Annotated in this window: 22 protein-coding genes; 9 read left to right on the top strand and 13 right to left on the bottom strand. The window is 52.8% G+C overall.

Going from position 1 to position 23286, the window contains the following annotated elements:
- The first annotated feature begins 13 nt into the window (after positions 1-13).
- The 3 genes from ribH (at position 14) to thiL (ending at position 2019) form a co-directional block, all read left to right on the top strand.
- Positions 14-484, top strand: coding sequence for a 6,7-dimethyl-8-ribityllumazine synthase (gene ribH / locus DQM29_RS11495; protein ID WP_111740822.1), 471 nt, complete (start codon positions 14-16; stop codon positions 482-484).
- Positions 485-537: 53 nt separating this feature from the next.
- Positions 538-972, top strand: coding sequence for a transcription antitermination factor NusB (gene nusB, locus DQM29_RS11490; RefSeq protein WP_111740821.1), 435 nt, complete (start codon positions 538-540; stop codon positions 970-972).
- Positions 973-1050: 78 nt separating this feature from the next.
- Positions 1051-2019 carry a thiamine-phosphate kinase gene (gene thiL / locus DQM29_RS11485; RefSeq protein ID WP_111740820.1) on the top strand — a complete coding sequence of 323 codons (969 nt, stop codon included), beginning with the start codon at positions 1051-1053 and terminating at the stop codon, positions 2017-2019.
- A gap of 75 nt (positions 2020-2094) precedes the next feature.
- On the opposite strand, the gene dxs is transcribed toward thiL, so the two are convergent.
- From dxs to xseB, 3 genes are read right to left on the bottom strand one after another with little or no spacing between them, the layout of a single operon-like run.
- Positions 2095-3978, bottom strand: coding sequence for a 1-deoxy-D-xylulose-5-phosphate synthase (dxs, locus tag DQM29_RS11480; RefSeq protein WP_111740819.1), 1884 nt, complete (start codon positions 3976-3978; stop codon positions 2095-2097).
- A 36-nt stretch (positions 3979-4014) separates the two neighbouring features.
- Positions 4015-4917 carry a (2E,6E)-farnesyl diphosphate synthase gene (gene ispA, locus DQM29_RS11475; protein WP_111740818.1) on the bottom strand — a complete coding sequence of 301 codons (903 nt, stop codon included), beginning with the start codon at positions 4915-4917 and terminating at the stop codon, positions 4015-4017.
- Complete coding sequence (gene xseB / locus DQM29_RS11470) at positions 4917-5159, bottom strand: exodeoxyribonuclease VII small subunit (RefSeq protein ID WP_111742076.1); 243 nt, start codon at positions 5157-5159, stop codon at positions 4917-4919. The genes ispA and xseB overlap by 1 nt, the downstream gene beginning before the upstream one ends.
- 398 nt (positions 5160-5557) lie before the next feature.
- On the opposite strand from xseB, the gene DQM29_RS11465 reads away from it, so the two are divergent.
- From DQM29_RS11465 to DQM29_RS11445, 5 genes are all read left to right on the top strand, one after another.
- Positions 5558-7000, top strand: a complete 1443-nt coding sequence (locus DQM29_RS11465; RefSeq protein WP_111740817.1) for a protein adenylyltransferase SelO — start codon at positions 5558-5560, stop codon at positions 6998-7000.
- A gap of 134 nt (positions 7001-7134) precedes the next feature.
- Positions 7135-8589 (top strand): tRNA uracil 4-sulfurtransferase ThiI, encoded by a 1455-nt coding sequence (gene thiI / locus DQM29_RS11460; RefSeq protein WP_111740816.1) that lies wholly within the window; start codon positions 7135-7137, stop codon positions 8587-8589.
- 121 nt (positions 8590-8710) lie between these two features.
- Positions 8711-10045 (top strand): IS4 family transposase, encoded by a 1335-nt coding sequence (locus tag DQM29_RS11455; RefSeq protein ID WP_111740815.1) that lies wholly within the window; start codon positions 8711-8713, stop codon positions 10043-10045.
- A 261-nt stretch (positions 10046-10306) separates the two neighbouring features.
- Positions 10307-10636 (top strand): CopG family ribbon-helix-helix protein, encoded by a 330-nt coding sequence (locus tag DQM29_RS11450; RefSeq protein ID WP_232054902.1) that lies wholly within the window; start codon positions 10307-10309, stop codon positions 10634-10636.
- Complete coding sequence (locus DQM29_RS11445; protein ID WP_111740814.1) at positions 10633-10926, top strand: type II toxin-antitoxin system RelE/ParE family toxin; 294 nt, start codon at positions 10633-10635, stop codon at positions 10924-10926. The genes DQM29_RS11450 and DQM29_RS11445 overlap by 4 nt, the downstream gene beginning before the upstream one ends.
- Positions 10927-10974: 48 nt before the next feature.
- Here the strand turns inward: DQM29_RS11445 and yajL are convergent, their stop codons facing one another.
- Positions 10975-11562 (bottom strand): protein deglycase YajL, encoded by a 588-nt coding sequence (gene yajL / locus DQM29_RS11440; RefSeq protein ID WP_111740813.1) that lies wholly within the window; start codon positions 11560-11562, stop codon positions 10975-10977.
- 131 nt (positions 11563-11693) lie between these two features.
- Between yajL and DQM29_RS11435 the strand changes: the two genes are divergently transcribed.
- The gene (locus DQM29_RS11435; RefSeq protein WP_111740812.1) at positions 11694-12185 is read left to right on the top strand and encodes a YajQ family cyclic di-GMP-binding protein; all 492 of its coding nucleotides are present in this window, start codon (positions 11694-11696) and stop codon (positions 12183-12185) included.
- A 68-nt stretch (positions 12186-12253) separates the two neighbouring features.
- On the opposite strand, the gene DQM29_RS11430 is transcribed toward DQM29_RS11435, so the two are convergent.
- The 9 genes from DQM29_RS11430 to DQM29_RS11390 all read right to left on the bottom strand — a co-directional run bounded on the left by DQM29_RS11430 (position 12254) and on the right by DQM29_RS11390 (position 23193).
- Positions 12254-13045 carry a hypothetical protein gene (locus DQM29_RS11430; RefSeq protein ID WP_111740811.1) on the bottom strand — a complete coding sequence of 264 codons (792 nt, stop codon included), beginning with the start codon at positions 13043-13045 and terminating at the stop codon, positions 12254-12256.
- A 181-nt stretch (positions 13046-13226) separates the two neighbouring features.
- The gene (locus DQM29_RS11425; RefSeq protein WP_111740810.1) at positions 13227-14195 is read right to left on the bottom strand and encodes an ABC transporter permease; all 969 of its coding nucleotides are present in this window, start codon (positions 14193-14195) and stop codon (positions 13227-13229) included.
- Positions 14192-15172, bottom strand: a complete 981-nt coding sequence (locus DQM29_RS11420) for an ABC transporter permease (RefSeq protein WP_111740809.1) — start codon at positions 15170-15172, stop codon at positions 14192-14194. Before DQM29_RS11420 ends, DQM29_RS11425 begins: the two co-directional genes overlap by 4 nt.
- A complete protein-coding gene (locus DQM29_RS11415) occupies positions 15165-16646 on the bottom strand; it encodes a sugar ABC transporter ATP-binding protein (protein ID WP_111740808.1) in 1482 nt (493 codons plus the stop codon). Before DQM29_RS11415 ends, DQM29_RS11420 begins: the two co-directional genes overlap by 8 nt.
- A 245-nt stretch (positions 16647-16891) precedes the next feature.
- Entirely contained in the window at positions 16892-17824 is a 933-nt protein-coding gene (locus DQM29_RS11410) for an autoinducer 2 ABC transporter substrate-binding protein (protein WP_415270886.1), read from the bottom strand.
- A 711-nt stretch (positions 17825-18535) separates the two neighbouring features.
- Positions 18536-19438, bottom strand: coding sequence for an arabinose operon transcriptional regulator AraC (gene araC, locus DQM29_RS11405; RefSeq protein ID WP_111740806.1), 903 nt, complete (start codon positions 19436-19438; stop codon positions 18536-18538).
- Positions 19439-19522: 84 nt separating this feature from the next.
- Positions 19523-20539 (bottom strand): L-arabinose ABC transporter permease AraH, encoded by a 1017-nt coding sequence (gene araH / locus DQM29_RS11400; protein WP_111740805.1) that lies wholly within the window; start codon positions 20537-20539, stop codon positions 19523-19525.
- Between the two features lie 14 nt (positions 20540-20553).
- Positions 20554-22077, bottom strand: a complete 1524-nt coding sequence (gene araG / locus DQM29_RS11395) for an L-arabinose ABC transporter ATP-binding protein AraG (RefSeq protein ID WP_111740804.1) — start codon at positions 22075-22077, stop codon at positions 20554-20556.
- Positions 22078-22203: 126 nt separating this feature from the next.
- Positions 22204-23193 (bottom strand): arabinose ABC transporter substrate-binding protein, encoded by a 990-nt coding sequence (locus tag DQM29_RS11390; protein WP_111740803.1) that lies wholly within the window; start codon positions 23191-23193, stop codon positions 22204-22206.
- Positions 23194-23286: the final 93 nt, after the last annotated feature.

Here is a 23286-nt window from a genome sequence, read left to right as displayed (position 1 = left end):
AAGGATTACACGTATGAACGTTATCGAAGGCAATGTTGCTGCACCGCAGGCGCGCGTCGCTATCGCGATTGCGCGTTTTAACAACTTTATTAACGACAGCCTGCTGGAAGGCGCAATTGACGCCCTTAAGCGCATTGGCCAAGTTTCTGACGCCAACATTACAGTCGTATGGGTGCCGGGCGCCTATGAGCTTCCATTAGCGGTACGCACCCTTGCTGAAACCGATCGCTATGACGCGGTTATTGCTCTGGGTACCGTTATTCGCGGCGGCACAGCCCACTTTGAATATGTAGCGGGTGAGTGCAGCTCTGGTCTGTCTAGCGTGGCAATGAACAGCCACATTCCCGTTGCCTTTGGCGTACTGACGACGGAAAACATCGAGCAGGCGATCGAGCGTGCTGGTACCAAGGCTGGTAACAAAGGGGCTGAAGCCGCAATGACCGCTCTGGAAATGATTAACGTCATCAAGGCGATTAAAGCTTGAAACACAGCGCGCTGAGCGCTGTGAAAGTGTGATTGAATTTAAGAGGTAGATCAGTGAAACCTTCAGCTCGCCACCGAGCCCGAGAGTGCGCCGTTCAGGCGCTATACTCATGGCAGATATCGAAAAATGATATCGCCGATGTCGAATTAGCCTTCCTGACGGAACAGGACGTCAACGGCGTTGATTTAACCTATTTCCGTGAGCTTTTTTCCGGGGCAGCGACACAGGCTTCTGAACTGGATAAGCTGATGGCTCCCTATCTATCCCGCACGCTGGACGAGCTGGGGCAGATTGAAAGGGCGATTTTGCGCGTTGCGGTTTATGAGCTGAGCAAGCGTGAAGACGTACCCTATAAAGTGGTGATTAACGAAGCCATTGAGCTCGCTAAAACCTTTGGCGCGGAAGATAGCCACAAGTTCGTTAACGGCGTTCTGGACAAGGTCGTTCCCCGGCTGCGCGTTCGTAAAGACGCAGGCAAGGATAAGTAGTCTCAAGGCTGCTGCACACGCTCTTTCAGGCCGGCATTGCTGGCCTGATTTTTTTCGTTGGTTTGGAGTATCGTGCTTATGTCATGCGGTGAATTTGACCTGATTACCCGCTTTTTCCACCGGCAGAAAGATAACCGTAAGGATGTCCGCCTCGGCATTGGCGACGACTGTGCGCTGCTGGTTCCCGTCCTGCAAAACGAACTGGCGATCAGCACCGATACGCTGGTTTGTGGAACCCATTTCCTTCCTGATATTAGTCCCGCGGATTTAGGCTATAAGGCGCTGGCGGTCAACTTAAGCGATCTGGCTGCCGTGGGTGCTGACCCTGCATGGCTGTCGCTGGCGATTACCCTGCCTGAGGTGAATGAATCCTGGCTGTCGGCTTTTAGCGATGGTCTGTTTTCCCTGTTGGACTATTATGGCATGCAGCTAATCGGTGGCGACACCACTCGAGGGCCTTTGAGCCTGACGCTGACCGTTCACGGCTGGGTGCCAGTGAATATGGCGCTCACTCGCAGCGGCGCCAGAGCAGGGGACTGGATCTATGTGACAGGTACTTTAGGGGACAGCGCCGCAGGGCTAGCGATACTGCTGGATAAGCTGGACGTGAACGACCAGACTGACCGCAGATTTCTGCTTGAGCGCCACCTGCGGCCTTCTCCGCGCGTTTTGGCAGGGCAGGCGCTGCGCCAGCTGGCTTCTTCCGTGTTGGATTTATCTGATGGACTGGCGTCCGATTTGGGCCACATTCTCAAAGCCAGCGGCTGCGGTGCGAAAGTGCAGCTGGACAAACTGCCACTATCCGAGGCGCTGCTGCGAAGCTGTTCACGGGAACAGGCTCAGCAGTGGGCGCTAGCCGGCGGTGAGGACTATGAGCTGTGCTTCACGGTTTCCGAGAAAAATCGAGAGGCGGTTGAAAAAGGCCTGTCAGCGCTGGCTCAGCCCTGTACCTGCATTGGCCAGATTACCGCTAACGGTGGTTTCAGGCTGTTTGATGGAGAGAAGCCGGTAGAGTCAGGCGCTCGCGGTTACGATCACTTTCAATAATTGATAAGCGGTCGCTAGACATGAAAAAGCCCTCGCTAAGAGGGCTTTTGACTTATCTGGATTGAGGTTTGGGGCTTAGTTTTCTGACCACTTGCGATAGCGTTCAACGATACCGTCTGCATCAAGCCCTAAGTCGGCGCGGATCTCTTCCTGCCCACCCTGTGGGACAAAGGCATCCGGCAGTCCGAGATTAAGAACCGGAACGCTCAGGCGCTGTGCCATCAGCCATTCGTTAACGCCGCTGCCAGCTCCGCCCATAACGGCGTTTTCTTCCAGAGTTATCAGAGCGTCGTGTTCACTTGCCAGCGTGCGGATAAGCGATTCATCCAGCGGTTTTACAAAGCGCATGTCAGCGACAGTGGCGCCTAACTGTTCAGCCGCTTTCAGCGCTTCTGGCAGCAGAGTACCAAAGTTGAGGATAGCGACTTTTTTACCCTGTCGATCGCTATCAGCCTGACGGCAGAGCCGGCCTTTGCCGATAGGCAGTACTTCTAGCGCTGTCAGTTCAGCACCGACGCCGTTACCTCTAGGGTAGCGAACCGCTGTCGGACCATCCTGATAGTGATGCCCTGTGTGCAGCATTAGGCGGCACTCGTTTTCATCACTTGGCGTCATGATCACCATATCGGGGATACAGCGTAGATAGCTCAGGTCAAACGCACCCTGATGGGTAGGTCCGTCAGCGCCAACAATGCCGCCGCGGTCGATGGCGAACATTACCGGCAGCTTTTGGATCGCCACGTCGTGAATAACCTGATCGTAAGCGCGCTGTAGGAAGGTTGAGTAGATAGCGACAATTGGCTTATAGCCGCCAATCGCTAAGCCAGCGGCAAAAGTGACCGCGTGCTGTTCAGCGATGGCGACGTCAAAATACTGTTGTGGATATTCTTTCGAGAAGCGCACCATGCCTGAGCCTTCGCGCATAGCGGGCGTAATCGCCATCAGCCTGTCGTCGACAGCGGCCTCTTCACACAGCCAGTCGCCGAATACGTTAGAGTAGCTTGGATAGGCGCTGCGGCCTTTTTGCTGGGTGCCAGTTTCAGGGTCGAATTTTGGCACGCCGTGCCAGCCAATGGGATCCTGTTCGGCGGGAGCGTAGCCTTTCCCTTTCTTGGTCATAATGTGCAGCAGCTGTGGACCTTTCAGGCTGCGCATATTCTTCAGCGTCTGCACCAGCCCCTGCACGTCGTGCCCGTCTACCGGACCGATATAGTTAAAGCCAAACTCTTCAAACAGCGTACCCGGCACCACCATGCCTTTCAGGTGCTCTTCGGTGCGCTTTACCAGCTCTTTGATCGGCGGCAGGCCGGAAAGCATCATTTTGCCGCTCTCGCGAAGCGTTGCGTACAGCTTGCCGGACAGGATTTGCGCCAGATGGTTATTGAGTGCACCGACGTTTTCAGAGATCGACATTTCATTGTCGTTGAGGATCACCAGCATATCAGGCTTGATGTCGCCCGCGTGGTTCATCGCCTCAAAGGCCATACCGGCAGTCATCGCCCCGTCGCCAATTACGCAGGCGGTGCGGCGGCCTTTACCCTCTTTCTGCGCGGCTACGGCCATGCCGAGCCCAGCGCTGATAGAGGTGGAGGAGTGCCCAACTGACAGCACGTCGTATTCGCTCTCTTCCCGCCAGGGAAAGGGATGCAGGCCGTTTTTCTGGCGAATGCTTGGCATATCGTCACGGCGGCCGGTCAAAATTTTGTGCGGATAGGCCTGATGCCCCACGTCCCAAACGATGTGGTCAAAGGGCGTATTGTAGACGTAGTGCAGCGCGACCGTTAGTTCTACCGTGCCAAGGCCGGATGCCAAGTGCCCGCTGGAACGGCTTACGCTGTTGAGCAGATACTGCCGAAGCTCATCACACAGCTTGGGCAAATTCTCTTTAGCGACTAGGCGTAAATCGTCGGGGCTGTTGACTAACGCCAGCGTAGGGTATTGGGTTATATCAAGGCTCATCCAAAACTCGTTCAATAGTGTGCTTAAAAGTACGGCTTAATTATCGCGTTCGATAATAAAACCGGCCAGTGTCTGTAATGCCGTCGTGTCATAGGACTGCGACGCGAGCTCAGACAGGGCGCTTATCGCCTCTTGATAAAGCTCTAACGCTTTGGCCTGCGCGCCTTCTATGCCCAGCAGGGCAGGGTAGGTGCTTTTTTCATGCTGGAGGTCGGCCCCCTGGCGCTTGCCGGTTTTTTCCGTAGCGCCGATGACGTCCAGAATATCGTCTTGAACTTGAAATGCCAGACCGATAGCGCTGGCGTAGCGATCCAGTAGCGGCAGCGCTGACGCCGCGCGAGCTCCCGCAGCCAGCGCGGAAAGACGAACCGATGCCCGGATCAGCATGCCGGTTTTATGACGATGGATGCGCTCAAGCTCTGTCAGGTTTACCTTACGCTTTTCTGCCTCTAAGTCTAGCGCCTGACCCGCACACATGCCCATTGCGCCGCTGGCCTGTGCCAGCTCGCTCAGCATGGCGACGCGATCGGCAGTAGTGACGTCAGCCATGTTGGCATCGCAAAGGATAGAAAATGCCAGCGTTTGCAGTGCGTCACCCGCTAAAATCGCATGGGCTTCGCCAAACTTGATGTGGCAGGTTGGCTGCCCACGGCGAAGGTCGTCGTCGTCCATGGCGGGTAAATCATCGTGGATCAGCGAATAGGCGTGAATGCATTCAATGGCTGCTGCCGGGGCGTCCAGCGTTTCGGTAGACAGCCCCAGCATCTTTCCCGTGGCGTAAACCAAAAACGGACGCAGACGCTTTCCCCCCAGCAGGGCTCCGTAGCGCATGGCTTCAACCAGCGGTGACTGAGGCTCTGGCAGCTCGGAAAGGTAGCGCTCAAGGGCGCTGTCGACGCGCTGGCGATAGACGGACTGAAGCTGTAGGAAAGTAGTCATCAGGCTTCATCCGGATTAAACGGCGTCAGTGGCGCTTCAGGATCGCCACTGAGTAAAATATGGACGCGCTGCTCCGCCTGCTGTAGCTGCTGCTGCCCCTGACGCGCCAGTTGAACCCCGCGTTCAAATTCGTTCAGGGCATCTTCCAGCGGAAGGTCGCCGTTTTCAAGTCGGTTAACAATCTGTTCCAGCTCGCTGAGGGCAGTTTCAAAACTGGCCGCTTCCGGCGCTTTTTTGGGCATCTTGGGCATATCCGATATCGCTTTGATTCGTCTAGTCTTTAATTCAGCATTCTGTCTTTGCGACAACACCGAGGCAGTATAATATCAGGCCAGATTCGCGTCAGCATTTCTCTACCCAAAAAGGGGGGAAATATGCGCCGTTTTGAGGCGCTACGGCAGCACTATCGCTGAAGGAAAATGACAGAGCCAGAGTCTACCACTAAATCACCTCGGGTTAGCAGAGTTAACCGTCAAATTGTGCGCTTGTACATAATTTTAACATTTTACGCTTTCGTTAAACCTGCGTCGCCGTAGGTTCAGAGTGAAATTACCGCCTATTTCCCTATTTTTCGTCCGTGTTAATTATGGGCTTTGCGCTCTACACTGCTTTCAGATGCCTAGAAAAAGCAGAGAGAATAATGCCTCAATTTGTTCACAGCTACTTTGACGAACTGCCGGGATGCTATACAGCACTGTCACCCACGCCTCTTAAAGGCGCCCGGCTGCTGTACCACAGCGAGCCGCTGGCGGTAGAGCTGGATTTACCTTCTGCGCTGTTTGAGCCGGAAAACTCAGGCGTGTGGGCTGGAGAGACGCTGCTGCCGGGGATGCAGCCACTGGCACAGGTTTACAGCGGTCATCAGTTCGGCGCGTGGGCAGGGCAACTGGGGGACGGGCGCGGCATTTTACTGGGGGAGCAGGTCACCAAAAGCGGCACCAGGCTGGACTGGCACTTAAAAGGCGCAGGGCTGACCCCTTACTCCCGAATGGGAGACGGTAGGGCAGTTTTGCGTTCTACGGTGAGGGAGTTTCTCGCCTCTGAGGCGCTGCACGGTTTGGGGATCCCTACTACTCGCGCACTGACTATTGTTGCAAGCGATGAGCCGGTCTACCGCGAAACGGTGGAGCGCGGTTCCATGATGATGCGCATTGCGCCGAGTCACATTCGTTTTGGTCACTTCGAACACTTTTTCTATACCGGACAGCAGGAACAGCTTAGGCGGTTTTTGGACTACGTTCAGTGTCACCACTGGCCGGAATTGATTAACGAGTCAGAGCGCGACTTCCTCTGGTTTAAAGACGTAGCTGAACGCACCGGCAGGCTGATTGCCGCCTGGCAGGCGGTTGGCTTTTCTCACGGCGTGATGAACACCGACAACATGTCGATTCTGGGGATCACTATTGACTACGGTCCCTACGGCTTTATGGATGACTATCAGTCCGGCTTTATCTGTAACCACAGCGACTATCAGGGGCGGTATGCATTCCACGCCCAGCCCTCAGTTGCCTACTGGAACCTGCACCGTTTGGCTAACGCACTCTCAGGCATAATGAGCATTGAACAGCTACAGGCCGGGCTGGCGGCCTATGAGCCGGCACTGAGGGAAGAATACGGACTGCGGATGCGGGCGAAGCTTGGGCTGTTTACACGGGAAGAGGGTGACAGCGATCTGCTAAACGCGCTGTTAGATTTGATGGAAAAGGAGCGGCGTGACTACACGCTGACGCTTCGCGGGCTGTCTGAGATTGAGCAGAGCGGCTCGTCGATTGCCCTGCGGGACGACTTTATTGATAGAGCCGCCTTTGATGACTGGCACCGTCGCTGGTGCGAGCGCCTGCGGCGTGAAGACGTTGACGATGCCCTGCGGCAAGAAAGCATCCGCGCCGCCAGCCCCCGCCGGGTGCTGCGTAATTATCTCGCGCAACAGGCTATAGAAGGTGCAGAGCGCGACGACGTAGCGCCGCTGTCTCTCTTGCATCGAAGCCTGCTTAATCCCTATCTGGATGCCAAAGAGTTCGAGTCGCTGGATGCGCCGCCTCCAGACGAGGGGAAGGGGATAGTGGTGTCCTGTTCGAGCTAGCGGCTGCTGGTTTGCTCTGGTGTTGATTACTAATGCGTTAGCCCCCTTCAGGGTGTATAATCCACGCCCTAAAAACGCTCGCCTTAAAAACGACGACCCGTTAAGCCATCTAACCCATTCAATTCGCGAAGATCATGAAGTTTATCATTAAGCTGTTCCCCGAAATTACGATTAAAAGCCAGTCCGTGCGCAAGCGCTTTATCAAAATGCTGACCGGCAATATTCGCAACGTTCTCAGGCAAAGTCTGGAAGAGTGCGCCGTCATTCGTCACTGGGATTTTATCGAAGTCCGGATTAAAGACGAGGCCGATGCGCCGACAGTGCGCGATGCGCTGGTGCGTATTCCCGGCATTCACCACATTCTAGAGGTAGATGAGAAGCCCTATAGCGACATGCACAATATTTTCGAGCAGGCGCTGGCTAACTACCGGGAACAGCTGGAAGGGAAAAGCTTCTGCGTGCGGGTTAAGCGCCGCGGTAAGCACGAGTTTTCTTCTCAGGACGTAGAACGCTACGTGGGCGGCGGTTTGAATCAGCATATCGAATCCGCCAGGGTCAACCTGACGTCGCCACAGGTGACGGTGCGTCTGGAAATTGAAGACGATCGCCTGATTATGATCCAGGCTCGCTACGAAGGGCTGGGCGGTTTTCCCATTGGCTCACAGGAAGACGTGCTGTCGCTGATTTCCGGCGGCTTCGACTCGGGTGTGTCCAGCTATATGCTGATGCGCCGCGGTTGCCGTGTACACTACTGCTTCTTTAACTTAGGCGGTGCAACCCACGAGATTGGCGTTAAGCAGGTGGCACACTACCTGTGGAGCCGCTATGGCAGCTCCCACAAGGTGCGTTTCTTAGCCGTTGATTTTGCACCAGTGGTTGGCGAGATCCTCGAAAAGGTTGATGACGGCCAGATGGGCGTTGTGCTCAAGCGCATGATGGTGCGCGCCTCCTCGGCGCTGGCCGAGCGCTACGGCGTGCAGGCCATTGTCACCGGCGAAGCGCTGGGGCAGGTGTCCAGCCAGACGCTGACCAATCTGCGCCTGATTGACAATGCTTCTGATACGCTGATCCTGCGTCCGCTGATTTCTCACGACAAAGAGCACATCATCAATATTGCACGCAAGATCGGTACTGAAGACTTCGCCAAGACCATGCCGGAGTTCTGCGGCGTGATCTCAAAAAGCCCGACCGTAAAGGCGGTGAAGGCCAAGATCGAGGAAGAAGAGGCCAAGTTTGACTTTAGCATTCTTGAAAACGTCGTGGCGAATGCAGTCAACATGGATATCCGTCAGATCGCCGAGCAGGCACAGGAACAGGTCGCTGAAGTGGAGACTGTTGCGGCGTTTAGCGCGAGCGATGTGATTATCGATATTCGCTCAGTGGACGAAGTAGAAAACCGCCCGCTGGCGCTGGAGGGTGTTGAAACCCAGCACATTCCGTTCTATAAGCTTGGTACCGCGTTTGGCGATTTGGACAGATCGAAAACCTATCTGCTCTACTGCGAACGCGGCGTGATGAGCCGCCTGCAGGCGCTTTACCTGCAAGAGCAGGGCTTCAATAACGTGAAGGTGTATCGGGCGGCGAGGTAGGTTTTGCCGGTATGACGAAAGGGGCTCGCTTTGGCGAGTAATGCTGATCAGTTAAGGATCGATTGACCGCTCCAGTAGTTGTGTAAGAATCCGGAAATGTTCACTCGTTTCCGGATTTTTTATGCACATCGGACAGGCTCTTGATTTGGTATCTCGTTACGACTCTTTGCGTAACCCTATGACTTCACTGGGTGACTTTCTGGACCCCGAACTGATTTCCCGCTGCATTGCCGAATCTGGCTCCGTCACTCTGCGCAAACGTCGTCTCCCGCTCGAAATGATGGTCTGGTGCATTGTCGGTATGGCTCTCGAACGCAAAGAACCGCTTCACCAAATCGTCAATCGGCTGGATATCATGCTGCCGGGCAACCGTCCCTTTGTCGCCCCCAGTGCCGTAATCCAGGCCCGCCAGCGCCTGGGAAGCGAGGCTGTTCGCCGTGTGTTCACACAAACCGCGCAGCTCTGGCATGGAGCCACGACACACCCGCACTGGTGCGGTCTAACTCTGCTAGCCCTGGATGGCGTGGTCTGGCGAACGCAGGATACACCCGAAAATGATATCGCCTTCCCGCGTCAGACTTTTGCGGGACAACCGGGGATGTATCCTCAGGTAAAAATGGTCTGCCAGATGGAACTGACCAGCCATCTGCTTACTGCTGCCGCCTTCGGCACGATGAAAGAGAGTGAAAATGTCCTCGCAGAGCAACTGATAGAGCAGACCGGCGATAATACGCTGACCCTGCTTGATAAAGGCTATTACTCGCTTGGCCTGTTGAATGCCTGGAATCAGGCGGGAGAGCACCGGCACTGGATGATACCGCTGAGAAAGGGTGCGCAATACGAAGAAGTGAGAAAGTTGGGTAAAGGCGACCATCTGGTAAGGTTGAAAACCAGTCCACAGGCACGAAAAAAATGGCCGGAGCTGGGAGAAGAAATGACGGCCCGACTGCTGACGTTCACCCGCAAAGGAAAAACCTGCTATCTCCTGACATCAATGACGGATGCAATGCGCTTCCCGGGTGGAGAGATGGCAGACCTGTACAGCCATCGGTGGGAAATCGAACTGGGTTACCGGGAGATAAAACAGACGATGCAACTGAGCAGGCTAACGCTGAGAAGTAAAAAGCCAGAGCTTGTGGAGCAGGAGCTGTGGGGTGTGTTGCTGGCCTATAATCTTGTGAGATATCAGATGATTAAAATGGCAGGAAGCCTGAAAGGTTACTGGTCAAATCAACTGAGCTTCTCGGAGTCATGCGGAATGGTGATGAGGATGCTGATGACACTACAGGGCGCTTCGCCGGGGCGTATCCCAGAGCTAATGCGTGATCTTGAAAGCATGGGGCAACTGGTAAGGCTACCAGTGAGAAGAGAACGAGCCTTCCCGAGAGTGGTAAAGGAAAGGCCAAAAAAATACAGTAAAGCCTGGAGAAAAACTGCCAGTCAGTTGCTTAACTGACTGGCATTACTCGCTTTGGCGAGCCTTTTTTATTGGTGATATGAAACGAAATGAGTATGTGAAAAGGCTAAAAGCTCTATCGGAACGCTATGTCTCGTGATGTCTCGCAAAATAGAGGATGTCTGCTATGACTCATATTGAAATCAAGTGACAATAGTGTTTTCTGTTCGTCAACTGGTATTGAATAGCTTCAGCTAGTAACCAAGAGTTAATGGCCTAGATGTCAGCTATTTCAATGAAAAACGGTAGGAGTAAAAGGTAATGACAGTGTATATACTTAGCCAGTATAAGAAATCAGACAGAGAAAAGATCATGCCTAAAGATGCCGTATTCACTATGAAATTGGAGCCTTCTCTGCGTGAAAGTTTTATGGCTGCCGCAAAGGCAAATCACAGGCCTGCTTCGCAGGTGATGCGAGATTTAATGCGAGAATATATACAGCGGCAGCGAGAATCTCAGAATTATGATGACTACATAGCAAAGAAAGTCGAGAGTGGCCAACAGTCTATACGTGCAGGAGAAGGTATAAGTAATGAGGATGTTGAACAGATGTTCCTTGCACGAAGGAATAAGCTGGCAGGCAAAATTTGAAGGTTCAATGGACGAAAGAAGCACTATTAGATCGTATTGCTATTTGGGAGTATTTGTCAGAAAGAAATCCAACAGCAGCGATTGATCTGGATGAACTGTTCAGCGAATCTGTAGTCAGGCTAGTAAAATATCCGATGATAGGTGTGAAGGGGAAAATAGAGGGAACAAGAGAATTGATTCCTCATGAACACTACCGAATGGTTTATCAAATAGATAATAAAGCAGGTATCATCTGGATTGTGACGATTGTCCATACAGCACGTCGCTGGCCGTTTCTACATCTAGGCTAAAGCAGCGACGTATTGAAGAGAAGTGCTGATCTTGCATTAATCTTGACGCTAAAAATACGCGTAAATCCCCTGAGCTACAATCAGCTGTTCTGCCACTTCAGCGGCCTTTTCCCGACTTACCAGCAGTTCAACCAGCTTGAGGCCAAAATCAATAGAGGTTCCAGGCCCTTGGCTAGTGACCAGATTCACCCGGTCGTCAAAGTTAACCCGGCGGTCGATCCACTGGTTTTCCGGAATCTGGGACTTAAAGCTGGGGTAGACCGCCATGTTGCCGACCGGGAACAGGTTGTGATAGGCCAGCACTAGCGCGGGGGCAGCGCAGATAGCGGCGACAATGTGGCCGCTAAGGTGAGTTTGGCGAACTCTTTCGACCAGCAGCGGGCTGTCGCGAAAGCATTCCGCGCCCTTTACGCCACCGGGTAGCACCACGGCGTCAAACTGTTCATCGGCTACTTCGACCAGCGGGCGATCGGCCAGCAGGCGGACGCCGCGTGAACAGACGATTTCCAGACAGCCGTCCCCCTCTACGCTTGCGGTGGTAACGTTAACACCGCCTCTGACCAAAATGTCGATAGTAGTGACGGCTTCCATTTCTTCGCTGCCGTGGGCCAGACAGACTAAAGCGCGAGGTGCCATGGGTTTACTCCTTTATAGGGAAACGTTATCGGGAAAGATTTAGCCTGATATTTTGCAGGCGCGAACATAACGGTTATCATGCACAAATTACCTATGATGAAAAGCGTTATACGACGAAAAAGGAAGAGAGTATGCCATCTTTTGATATTGTGTCTGAAGTCGATATGCCGGAAGTGCGCAACGGCGTAGAAAACGCCAGCCGTGAACTGACTAACCGCTGGGACTTTCGCAACGTGCCCGCCAGCTTTGAGCTAAATGAAAAAAACGAAACCATCAAGGTCGCCAGCGAGTCTGAGTTTCAGGTACAGCAGCTGCTGGATATTCTGCGCGATAAGCTGGCCAAGCGCGGTATTGACGGCGCGGCGTTGGATATCCCTGAGCAAATAGAGCACAGCGGTAAAACCTACAGCGTAGAGGCCAAGCTTAAGCAGGGCATTGAAAGTGAGATGGCCAAAAAGCTGGTGAAGCTGATTAAAGACAGCAAAATCAAGGTGCAAGCTCAGATCCAAGGCGATCAGGTGCGCGTGACCGGCAAAGCCCGTGACGATTTGCAAAGCGTGATTGCCCTAGTGAAGGGTGCCGAGCTGGGGCAGCCGTTCCAGTTCAACAACTTCCGAGATTAATCCTGATGTCTGACCCCGCTTCGGCGGGGATTTGTGAACGACCTCTCCTGATATTTTTCTATTGATTGCTAGTTGTCTTTTATCAGGTCGCTGTCTCCCATATTGCAAATCAGCGTGTTGGGAAAATTCTTATCAAGGCTTGCGGCCAAATTCAGGTAGTCACCGTCTTTTTCCACTTTTTGACCAGAAAGGAAACAGTTCACAGAACGCGAGCTGAACAGGCTCCAGCCTTTGTTCCTCTCAGGGCGTTTACGCAGCGCTGACAGCGTTACGTCAAGGGTAAAGTCGTCGGCTAGTTGCCACTCTTTTAGCGGCGCTAATTCGTAGATAAATACTTCTACATAGCGGCTGTCGGTGAAGTAGCCGTAGTCCCTTTCCAGTAGCGTCAGAGGCTGAAAGTAGGCGACCTCAACCGTATTCTTGCCTTTGAACACTTTCCCAATAAAGGATGCCCGATAAAGCGGCAGACTGTCGGCGCAGTGGCTCCACGATGAACAGCTATATTTCAACTCCTTTTGATTAATTTCCTCTTTTTCTAACGTGACTTTTGATGCGCTGTAGTGACCTGCGACTTTTGCCTCTACGGGGGTATTGGAGGGCATGATAAAAGCAAATTCAAGCATTGCGTCGGCGCTTGACGTTAGATGGTAAACCGCTTCTACCCAGCATCTGCTGTCATCGCAGTCAATATCCAGCGTTTCTTTTTGCACTATGAGCTGCGGTATTGATACAGAGGCTTTTGGCGGCGCTAGTGGGGAAGAGGGTGCTTCGATATAATTAAACGCCGCGCGCATGTTTGCCTGGGCACTACAGGCTAGCGCCAGAATTAGCGAGGCTAGCGCGGCCTTTGATGGGGACATACGAGATCCTTTCTAATGACTATTAATAATATTATCTTAATGAAATTGTTTTATATCAGACTATACCTTTATGCTCTAGACGCGACAGTGTGAAAATCGATGCGTTTTTCACACTGTAATGGAGTTTAAAAAAATAAAACGGCGGGCAATTTGCCCGCCGTTCTCTGACCAATAGATTAACTTAATTGGACTTGGCAAACAGCCCCGACAAATTTATCCCCTTCAGGAAAATAAACGCCAGCAGCAGCCCGCCCCAGAGCGCCATCGTAATATAGCTGCTCACGCCCATAATGTTCAGGCCGCTCTCCAGCATTTGCAGCAGGATCAGCGCCATCACCATGCCGAACACCTTGCCAAAGCCGCCGTCAGGGTTAATCCCGCCCAGCACTGCCGCCAGAATGGACACCAGCAGGTAGGATTCACCGTAGGACGCTTTAGCCGAGTTAAGCTTGGACATCATCAACAGCCCGGCAATCACGCACAGTACGGAAGAGAGGATATAGACCCAAATCAGCGTTTTGCGTGTGTTGATACCGGAGTAGTGGCTGGCCTGCTCGTTAGAGCCAATGAGGTAAACGGTGCGCCCAAATGCCGATTTTTCCAGAATGACCCACATTACGGCTACTACCGCCAAGAACACCAGCAGCGGTACCGGAATACCCAGCAAGCTGGCGCTGTTGATCACCAGAATGTAGTCCGGGAAGTTGGATATCGCCGAGCCCTTGGAGATCAGAATGTTGATACCGTTAAGCAGCGTCATGATCCCCAGCGTGGCCAGAATCGGCGACACGCGAACGACGGCGATCAAAAAGCCGTTGACGAAGCCGATGACCATCGCCATGGCAAGCCCTGCCAGCAGCATCAGCGACATGCCGAAGGCGTCCGGCGGATAGTTGGTTGCGACCCAGGCCATTGCCAGCGCACAGGCGTTCATGGTGGCGATAATCGACAGGTTGATGCCGCCGGTCAGCATGGTAACTGCCATCGCTAACGCCAGCACGCCGAGTACCGGCATTTGGGAAGCGATAGACTGGAAGTTAGCCGCCGACCAGAAGACGCCGGGCATGAGAAAGCTGAAGGCGACGACGGTTGCGCCAATTAGCAGGCTTAGGTAAATCTCTACGTTGTCTTTGACTTTTCTGCCGCTCATAGCGCAACTCCCTGACTTTTACGCTGGCTCCAGGCCGTCATGCTGATGCTGACGACGATAACCAGACCGGTAACGACGGTATGCCAGTAAGAAGAGATACCGAGCAGATTAAGGCCGTTTTGCAGCACCGCCAGCAGGATAACTCCCAGCAGGGTGCCCAGCAGTGTACCGCGCCCGCCGACAATGCTGGTGCCGCCCAGCACCACCGCCGCCAGAACCGTTAGCTCGTAGCCGAGCAGTGAGTCCGGCGCAACGGTCAGAACCGTCGCGGATTGAACCACACCGGCGACGCCAGACATCAGCCCCATATAGCCATAAACGAACATCTGCAGCTTTAGAATGCCGAAGCCCATGCGGGATGCGGCCTCTTTATTGCCGCCCATAGCGTAAATGGTGCGGCCGATGCTGGTTTTGTTCATGATGATGCCGGTCAGCGCCACCACGGCAATGACCGTCAGGATCTGCAGGCTTAGCCCGTAGTCGTAGCCGTCAGCGGCGGTGAACTTAAACAGCATGACGCCGTGTTCAAACCATTCTGGATAGCTGTACAGCCAAACGCCCTTGGTTAAGTACAGCAGCAGGCCGTAGAAAATGTTCAGCGTTGAGATGGTGATAATGATGGACGGTACGTTCAGCCGGTTTACCAACAGTGCGTTAATAAGCCCAAGCAGCAGGCCAATGCCGCCGCTAATAGCGAACGCTAGCGCAAAGTTTCCGGTGGTGTTTTGAATCAGCGTAACCATCACGTATTGGGAGATAATAGTCATCGCCGGGAACGAGATGTCGATACCGCCGGAAATTAACACGATGAACAGACCGCAGGCCAGAATGGTCAGCATCGCGTAGTTATTAACCAGATCGTAAACATTGCCCAGCGTCATAAAGTCAGGGCTAGCGAATGAAAGATAGCCTCCGATGACGAGGATCGTCAGGCCGAGGAACATCTCGTGTTTTTTAATGCCGAATTTATTAACCATTAACTACCTCTGCCAGCTCGGCCTCCGTGGTTTCTCCCGGTAGGAATTCCGACGTTAGCTCGCCTTTACGCATCACTAGGATCCGGTGGCTGTTAAAGAAAGCTTCGTCGATTTCATCCGTAATCATCAGAACAGCGATGCCGTTTTCCGACAGCGCAGAGACGATTTGGTAGATGCCTGCCTTGTTGGCGATGTCTACACCAACGGTAGGGGAGTCGAGGATAAGTACCTTAGGCTTGATCGCCAGCCATTTGGCAATAGCGACGCGCTGGGCGTTCCCGCCTGACAGGGTGTTGACCGGCAGGTTAACGCTGCCGATTTTGATGGTCAGCTGTTTTACCAGACCGTTTACCACCTCGTCAGACTTGCTTTTGTTAATCAACTTCAGCGCGGTTTTTAACCGCGACAGGATGGTGGAGATAATGTTGTCATTGATTGACTGCTCCATCACCAGCCCTGTGCTCATGCGGTCTTCCGACACGTAGCCGATGCCTGCGTTGATGGCGTCGCGGTTGCTGGAGAAGTGAACAGGCTTACCTTCCACTAGAATATCGCCAGAGTCAGGTTTAGTAAGGCCAAACAGGCTTAGGCAAAGCTCGGTACGCCCCGCGCCTAACAGGCCGGTCACAGCGACGATTTCCCCTTTATGCACGCGCAGAGAAACGTTGCGGTATTCACTGCTGCGGCTCAGGTTTTTCACCTCTAGAGCCACTTCACCCTGCTGCTGAATCGGAGGCAGGCATTCGTAGGAAAACGCTTGGCCAGTCATCAGGAAGGCCAGCTTTTTGTTGTCTATCTCTGCGGCAGGGTAGGTGCCGATAAGCTTGCCGTCTTTGAGGACGGTAATGCGGTCGGAAATGTCCATCACTTCGTCAAGGCGATGGCTGACAAACACCACGCAAATTTGCCGCTTTTTCAGGTCGTGGACCATTTTCAGCAGCCCTTTAACTTCCTGCATGGTTAAAGAGGCGGTCGGCTCGTCCATAATGATCAGCCGGGCTTCCTGCGCGAGCGCTCGGCAAATCGCAACGATTTGGCGCTGTGCGATAGGCAGCGTTTCTACCATGGCGTCTAGATCTAACTCGGCGCCGATGCTTTTAACGGTTTGTTCGGCAATGCGGCGGATTTCTCCCCCGTTAACCCAGGCCTTTTTGTGGTACTGATGAATACCGATGTTTTCGGCAACCGTTAGGTTAGGGAATAGAGAAAGATCCTGATAGATAACCTGAACGCCCGCTTTGACCGAGTCCACAGGGGACAGGCGAGAGTAGGGGCGACCGTCAATTTCGATGCTCGCACCGTCGTCCGGTTGATAGACGCCGGAGATGATTTTTATCAGGGTCGATTTTCCGCAGCCGTTCTGCCCAGCCAGACAGTGAACTTCTCCAGGCAGCAGAGTGAGCGCCAGATTGTCCAGAGCCTTGACGCCGTAGAACGTCTTGCTGATGTTTGCCAGTGAAATAAATGGCTTCATGATTACCTCTTGTAGACGGATTAACCCACTCTACTCGTCATAATTCGAGCTGCAGATGCGTTGACTGCACTCGCTTACCCCAGTCGCTTACTTATGTAAGCTCTTGGGATTCTCTCGTTTGTCGCCTTCCTGCAACTCGAATTATTTAGAGTAGAAGCGTCGGATGGTTAAGAGCCCGACGCTTAAAACAGCAGAATGGCAAAAACACCCGGCGCGGGTTAACGCCGGGTGCCTGCGATAAGAACTTAGTAGAGGCTGTCTACGTTGTCTTTGGTGACGCGCAGTACGTTATGGAATTTGATGATGCGTTTTTCCATATCCACATCAGCTTTGCCTAGGGTTGGGATTTCCAGATCTTTGGTGATTTCTTCACCCTTCAGGATCTTGTTGGCAACGGCAGTCAGCGCATAGCCAGCTGTACCCGGATCGTAGGTAACGCCCATAGCGATATCGCCGCTCTTGATAAGAGACGCCGCCTGAGACGGGATCATCATGCCAAAGACAAAGACTTTACCGCGAGCGCGCTTCTCTTTCACCGCGCGGCCAGCGCCGATCGGGCCCTGAGAGCCAAAGGCAACCACGCCTTTCATGTCAGGGTGAGCTTTCATCAGATCCAGCGTAGTGCGACGAGCGTCATCGATGTTTTCAGCGACTGGCATACGGCTGGTCACTTCAAACATGTCTGGATAGTGTTCTTTTTGATACTTAACGAACAGGTCTGCCCACAGGTTGTGCTGAGGCACAGTCAGGCCGCCAACGTAGATAACATAGCCGCCTTTACCGCCCATGGCCTTCGCCATTTCTTCAACGTTATCGGCTGCGAACTTCTGGTTGTCGATGATTTCAACATCCCAGTTGGCAGACGGCTGCCCCGGGGACTCGTTAGTCAGAACGACGATGCCCTGGCTGCGCGCTTTTTTGAAGACCGGCTCAAGTACATCAGCGTCGTTAGGAACGATAGTGATAGCAGAGACTTTTTTGGCGATCAGGTCTTCAATGATTTTAACCTGCTGTGGTGCATCGGTGCTGGATGGGCCAATCTGATAGGCTTTGATACCCAGATCTTTTCCCGCTTTCTCTACGCCATCGCCCATGCGGTTAAACCAGGGCATACCGGCAACTTTAGAGATATTGACGACTTCAATCTCTTTTGCCATAGCCGAGCTAGCGCAGACCATTAATCCCAGCACGCTTGCCGACAATAGTTTTTTTAAATTCGTTTTACTCATCGCATACCTCTGCTTGGTGGTAAAAAATAGGTTGGTTTAAATCACAACGTATAAAAATACGGCGCTATGCCGCCTGTTTTAATGCGCAATATAAAGCACCGAAAGGTGAAAATAGTCCATAATTAATGGGCTCGACTATGTAATAGTTAGCTACATAATCTTTACTCACCGAATGAAAAATTCCCCACTGTTGCTATCATATCCTTTCTGAAATCCGATGAAACCGGCATTGCGCAAAAGGACTGTAGAGTTTTAATGATAAAACCGTTATGTATTTTTTTGCTTTAAATATGGATTCTAACGCTGCTGTTTTAATTTGAGATGAAGATCACAATTTAGCATCATATGGGTTGATGCGAGGTGACCTCCCTATTTATCGCTGTCCTGTTGGGTTTATTAAAAGAAAAAATAAAATCGTAAATCAATACGAGATTTTATTTTTTCTTTTTCAATGCTGAATTCATAGTTATATATAAATGCTGAAACGATAAAATAATTTAAGGAATGTTATTTTATTCGAATTTTAAATGAAAAAGTGCGTATCGACGTTGGCTATCGCTATGGTGAGATGCCCTAAAGACACATTTCCATCGATAAATGTATAAAAAGAGGATTGACCGCCCAAAAAAGAGCGGCCAGAAGCATGAGAGTTGGAATTGTTTAAACCAGCGCTTCGTTCTCCGAAGCAGAGTACATAGTCAGCGCTAGGTTGCGACGGCGAAAATCGCTAGGGCTAACGCCAACCCGCTTGCGGAAAACGCGGGAGAAATAGAGCTGATCGTCATAGCCGACGATGCGCCCGACGCTGGCAATAGATTCCTGAGTTGTTTGCAGCAGCAGCTTGGCGCGGATCACCCGCTGGTCTTCTCTCCAGCGCAGCATATTGACGCCGACCTGCTCGCGAAACAGGTGGGCGAGGCGCGATGGTGACAGGCAGACGTGGTTGGCGATGTCTTCGATGCGCACGTCTTCTGACAGGTTGCTGGTCATGTACTGGCAGGCTTCAATAATTCTGGGATCCATGATTTTTTGCGGCAGCTGAGGGTCTTCTTCAATGCAGCGCAACAGCAGCCTTTCCAGCAGGTTCATCGCCAGCTCTTCCGACAGGCGTCGACCAGACTGGTGAGTTTGTTCAATCGACACAAACAGCTGCTCAAACTCTTCTCTCAGTTCCTGTGAGTGTAGCGTCAGGCGACCAATGCGGTTCGTTTGGCTGTACCACTCCAGCCAGTCGGCCCAGTAGGCGCGGGGGCGAAAATAGATCCAGCGGTGATACCAGCATGAGCTGCCCGGTGCCCGTCCGTAGTAGTGGGGCTCTTTAGGCTGAAACAGCATCATATCGCCGGGGTTACAGTAGAAAGCATCCTCTCCCTCAAGCACCTGACCCTGGCCTTTAGTGGTCAAGTTCAGAATATATCCCTTCATACCGTTAGGGCGATCGATAAAGAAGTCGAGCGGGCTTCCTTTTTCTATAGGCGTAAGCCCCGCCACTAGGTAGGCATTAAAGGCGTAGCCGGGCAGTAGGGGGTCTGGCTGCGAGTCTGAGGCGATTCGTTGGTACACGCTTTACTCCTAGGGCTGACGGTTTGTCTGTGTGTAATAAGAACGGGCGCAAACCGATAAGGTGTATGCGCCCTAGTGTACCCTTTAGACCTTCTGTTTTGCCAACTGCTTGTAGCGGTCGAAGATAACGGCAGCAAGCAGGATCAGGCCGCGAACCACGTACTGATAGAACGGAGAAATATTCAGCAGGTTCATGGCGTTTTCTACCGTGCCTAAAATCAGCACCCCGGCAATGACGTAGGAAATTTTACCGATACCGCCTTTAAGGGAGACGCCGCCCAGCACGCAGGCGGAGATGACGATAAGTTCATAGCCTATAGACGTCATCGGCTGGCCGCTGGTCATTCGCGATGCGAGAATGATGCCCGCTGCCGCTGAGATGAGGCCTGTCAGGGCAAAAATAATGATTTTAGTACGCACGACAGGCACCCCCGCCAGTCGGGCAGCCTCTTCGTTACCCCCCACCGCCAGCGTATTTCTACCGAAGGTGGTTTTGTTGAGCAGAAAGCCGAACAGAATAAAGCAGAACAGCGTGATCCAGATAGGCACAGGCACGCTGAACCAGCTGCTGTTACCTAGCTCAAAGAAGCCTTCCTCTTCAATGCCGACCGCTTTGCCGTCAGAGATGATGTAGGCTAGACCGCGAGCGATCTGCATGGTTGCCAGCGTAGTAATCAGCGCGTTTATCTTGAGTTTGGCAATGACAAAACCGTTAAGCAGGCCGAATGCCAGCCCCAGCAGCAGCCCGGCGCCAATGCCAAGCAGAATGCTTTCGGTATAGTTAATGACTACAGCAGTCGCTACTCCAGCGCAGGCAATAACGGAAGCGACCGATAGGTCAAAATCGCCAGAGGCCAGGCAAAACAGCATGCCGCAGGCCACCATGCCAGACATGGAAATAGCCAGTCCTAGTCCACGCATGTTGATCCAGGAAGCGAAGTTAGGGACGAAAATCATGCAGGCGATAAATAAAACGGCGAAGACCACCAGCATGCCGTAGCTGTCCCAAATGCGGGAAAGGCTGACGCCGCCGCCCGCGCTCTTGTGTTTTATGTTGACAGATGAGGGCGTAGACGTAGTTGGAGGCGTAATTGTCGACATGACGTATTCCTTTTTTAGGCAGCCGCTTTGGCGACTGTCGTTAACATGGCCAAACTGAGAGCTTTTTCTTCGGTGGCGTCGTCGTGGCTAAGCTCGCCTGAGATGGCACCTTCACGCATGACCAAAATGCGGTCAGCGAGACCAAGCACTTCCGGCAGGTCGCTTGAGGCGAACACCACGGCGATCCCCTTTTTAGCCAGTGCGTAGATAACGTTATAAATTTCGTGCTTAGCGCCGACGTCAATACCTCGGGTCGGCTCGTCGAGCAAAATGACTTTCATCTCTTCAGAAAGCCAGCGGCCGAGAATGGCCTTTTGCTGGTTTCCGCCGGAAAGGTTCATAATCAGCTGCTCGGCGGACGGGGTTTTGATGTTTAACTCATCAATACGCAGGGCAGCGTTGCTGGCCTCCCAAACGTCGTTGATCAGACATCCGGCAGACAGCGTTTTACGACGCGCGCTGATGTTGATGTTGTCTCGCACCGAGTGCACCGGAATGATGCCTTCAGCCTTACGGTCTTCCGGGCAGAGCATAATGCCTTGAGTGATGCCGTCTATTGGCGACTGAATGTTTAGAGGTTGGCCATCAAGACTGACAGTGCCTTCTTGAATGCGAGTAGCGCCGAATAGCGCTTTAAGCAGCTCGCTGCGTCCGGCGCCTACCAGGCCGAACAGGCCGACGATTTCCCCTTGGCGAACCTGAAAGCTGATGGGGTGCTTCACGCCAGGCGCTTTGACGTCTTTTAGCTCAAAGCGCAATGGGCCGTGGGGCCTCGGGCTGTAGCCGTAAATATCTCCCAGCTCTCGGCCCACCATGGTTTGCACCAGTTCGTCGTGAGCAAGATTGGGAATATCAGTAAATGTTTTCATGTAGCAGCCGTCTTTAAAGACGGTGATAGCGTCGCTCAGTGCGAAAATCTCTTCCATGCGGTGGGAAACATAGAGGATCACTCGCCCTTCGGCGCGAAGTTCGCGGATCACGCGAAACAGGTTGTCGATCTCGCGGGCAGAGAGGGAACTGGTGGGTTCATCAAAGGCTATCACTTTGGCGTTGCGCGCTAGCGCTTTGGCGATCTCCACCATTTGCCACTGGCCGATAGACAGGTACTTTAGCGGCGTGTCTGGGTCGATATCTAATCCCAGATGCTCTAGCTGAATGCGGGCCTCAAAGTTAAGAAGCTTTTTATTAACGATGCCACCTGCCTTGGTTGGTAGCTGACCGAGGTAGATGTTTTCCGCCACTGTCATTTCGGGCACAAGGTGCAGCTCTTGATAGATAATGGCGATACCGGCGTTCAGGGCATCCATCGTATTGCTAAAGTTGACTGTTTGTCCCTTTAGCCGAATTTCGCCTTCGGTCGGCGTATAGTTTCCGCTAAGAATTTTCAGCAGCGTTGATTTACCGGCACCGTTTTCCCCCATCAGCGAGTGGATCTGCCCCGCGTGACAGGAAAAGCTAATGTTCGATAGCGCCTGCACGCCGGGAAAGGCTTTACTGATGCCGCAAAATTCAATGTAGGGAGACTGTTGCACAGACATAGGTCGATTCCTCAGTGGCGCCTGTTTTGACGGCCGAGAAGGCCGCAAGACAGGCGCATTTCAACTATCAACGTAATGGCTGGGGTGCCTTATCGGGCGAACAGGGGAGACCTGCCCACCAAAGGATCACTTGCCCCCTAACCCTTTCTTCTCAAGTTCAACTTTGAAGTTGTCGCGGGTAATCAGCACAACGTCGGTGACCTCAGTAAACTTAGCAGGTTCTTCGCCTTTGGTTTCCCAGTTGTAGAGCATTTCGATGCTCTTGTAGCCGTGGATGTCTGGGCTTGGCAGCAGTGAGCCGTAGAAGCCGGTTGCGCTAGACTTGGAGAGTTCGTTAACGGCGTCAACGCCGTTGATTCCGATGCCAATAACGTTCTCAGGCTTGAAATTTTGCCCTTCGGTTGCGCGCACGCCGCCCAGAACGGTGTTGTCATTCATGCCGACGATCAGCCAGTTTTTCACTTCAGGATGCTGCACCAGCATAGAGTTGGCAGCGTCAAAGGCGCCGGGAATATCGTTAGATTTAGTAGGGACTTGATAGATTTGCTTTTCGGGGAAGCCCGCGGCCTTCAGTGCCGCCATTGAGCCGGAGGTGCGGCGACGAGCGGTATCGAGTTCGTTTGAGGTGATCGCCATCACGCCCGTTTCGGCAATGTTCCAGCCGCGCTTGTTCATCTCTTTCCACAGCTCTTGCCCCTGGCGCTCGCCGATTTTTGTTGCGGCCATCATAATTAGCGGCACGCTTTCCATCGGTTTGCCTTTGGCGTTAACAAACTGGTCGTCAACAGCGATGACTTTCAGGTTGTAGCTCTTGGCTTTCGCCATAATGGCGGAGCCAAGTTTAGGATCTGGAGTACAGATAACGAAGCCTTTTGCACCGCTGGCGGCAAGGCTGTCGATGGCATTAAGGGTTTTTTCTCCATCGGGTACGGCGATTTTGATGACGCTAAAGCCAAGATCTTTACCTGCTTTATCGGCGAATGCCCATTCTGTCTGGAACCAGGGCTCTTCAGGCTGCTTAACAAGAAAGCCGAGCTTCATCGTTTCAGCGATAGCTGAATGTGACATAATCGCAGACAGTCCTATCACGGCGAGCGCTTTAGTGAATTTATGCATATCGTCTATCTCTCCTGTTCGTATCCGTATAGCTAAAATAGCTGTCATAAAAGTGGGTGATGCAGCGAGATGTACCTGAGTTGTAAAATGTTG

Source organism: Leminorella richardii (assembly GCF_900478135.1).
Lineage (GTDB): Bacteria > Pseudomonadota > Gammaproteobacteria > Enterobacterales > Enterobacteriaceae > Leminorella > Leminorella richardii.
This window is presented reverse-complemented; position numbering and strand designations above follow the sequence as displayed.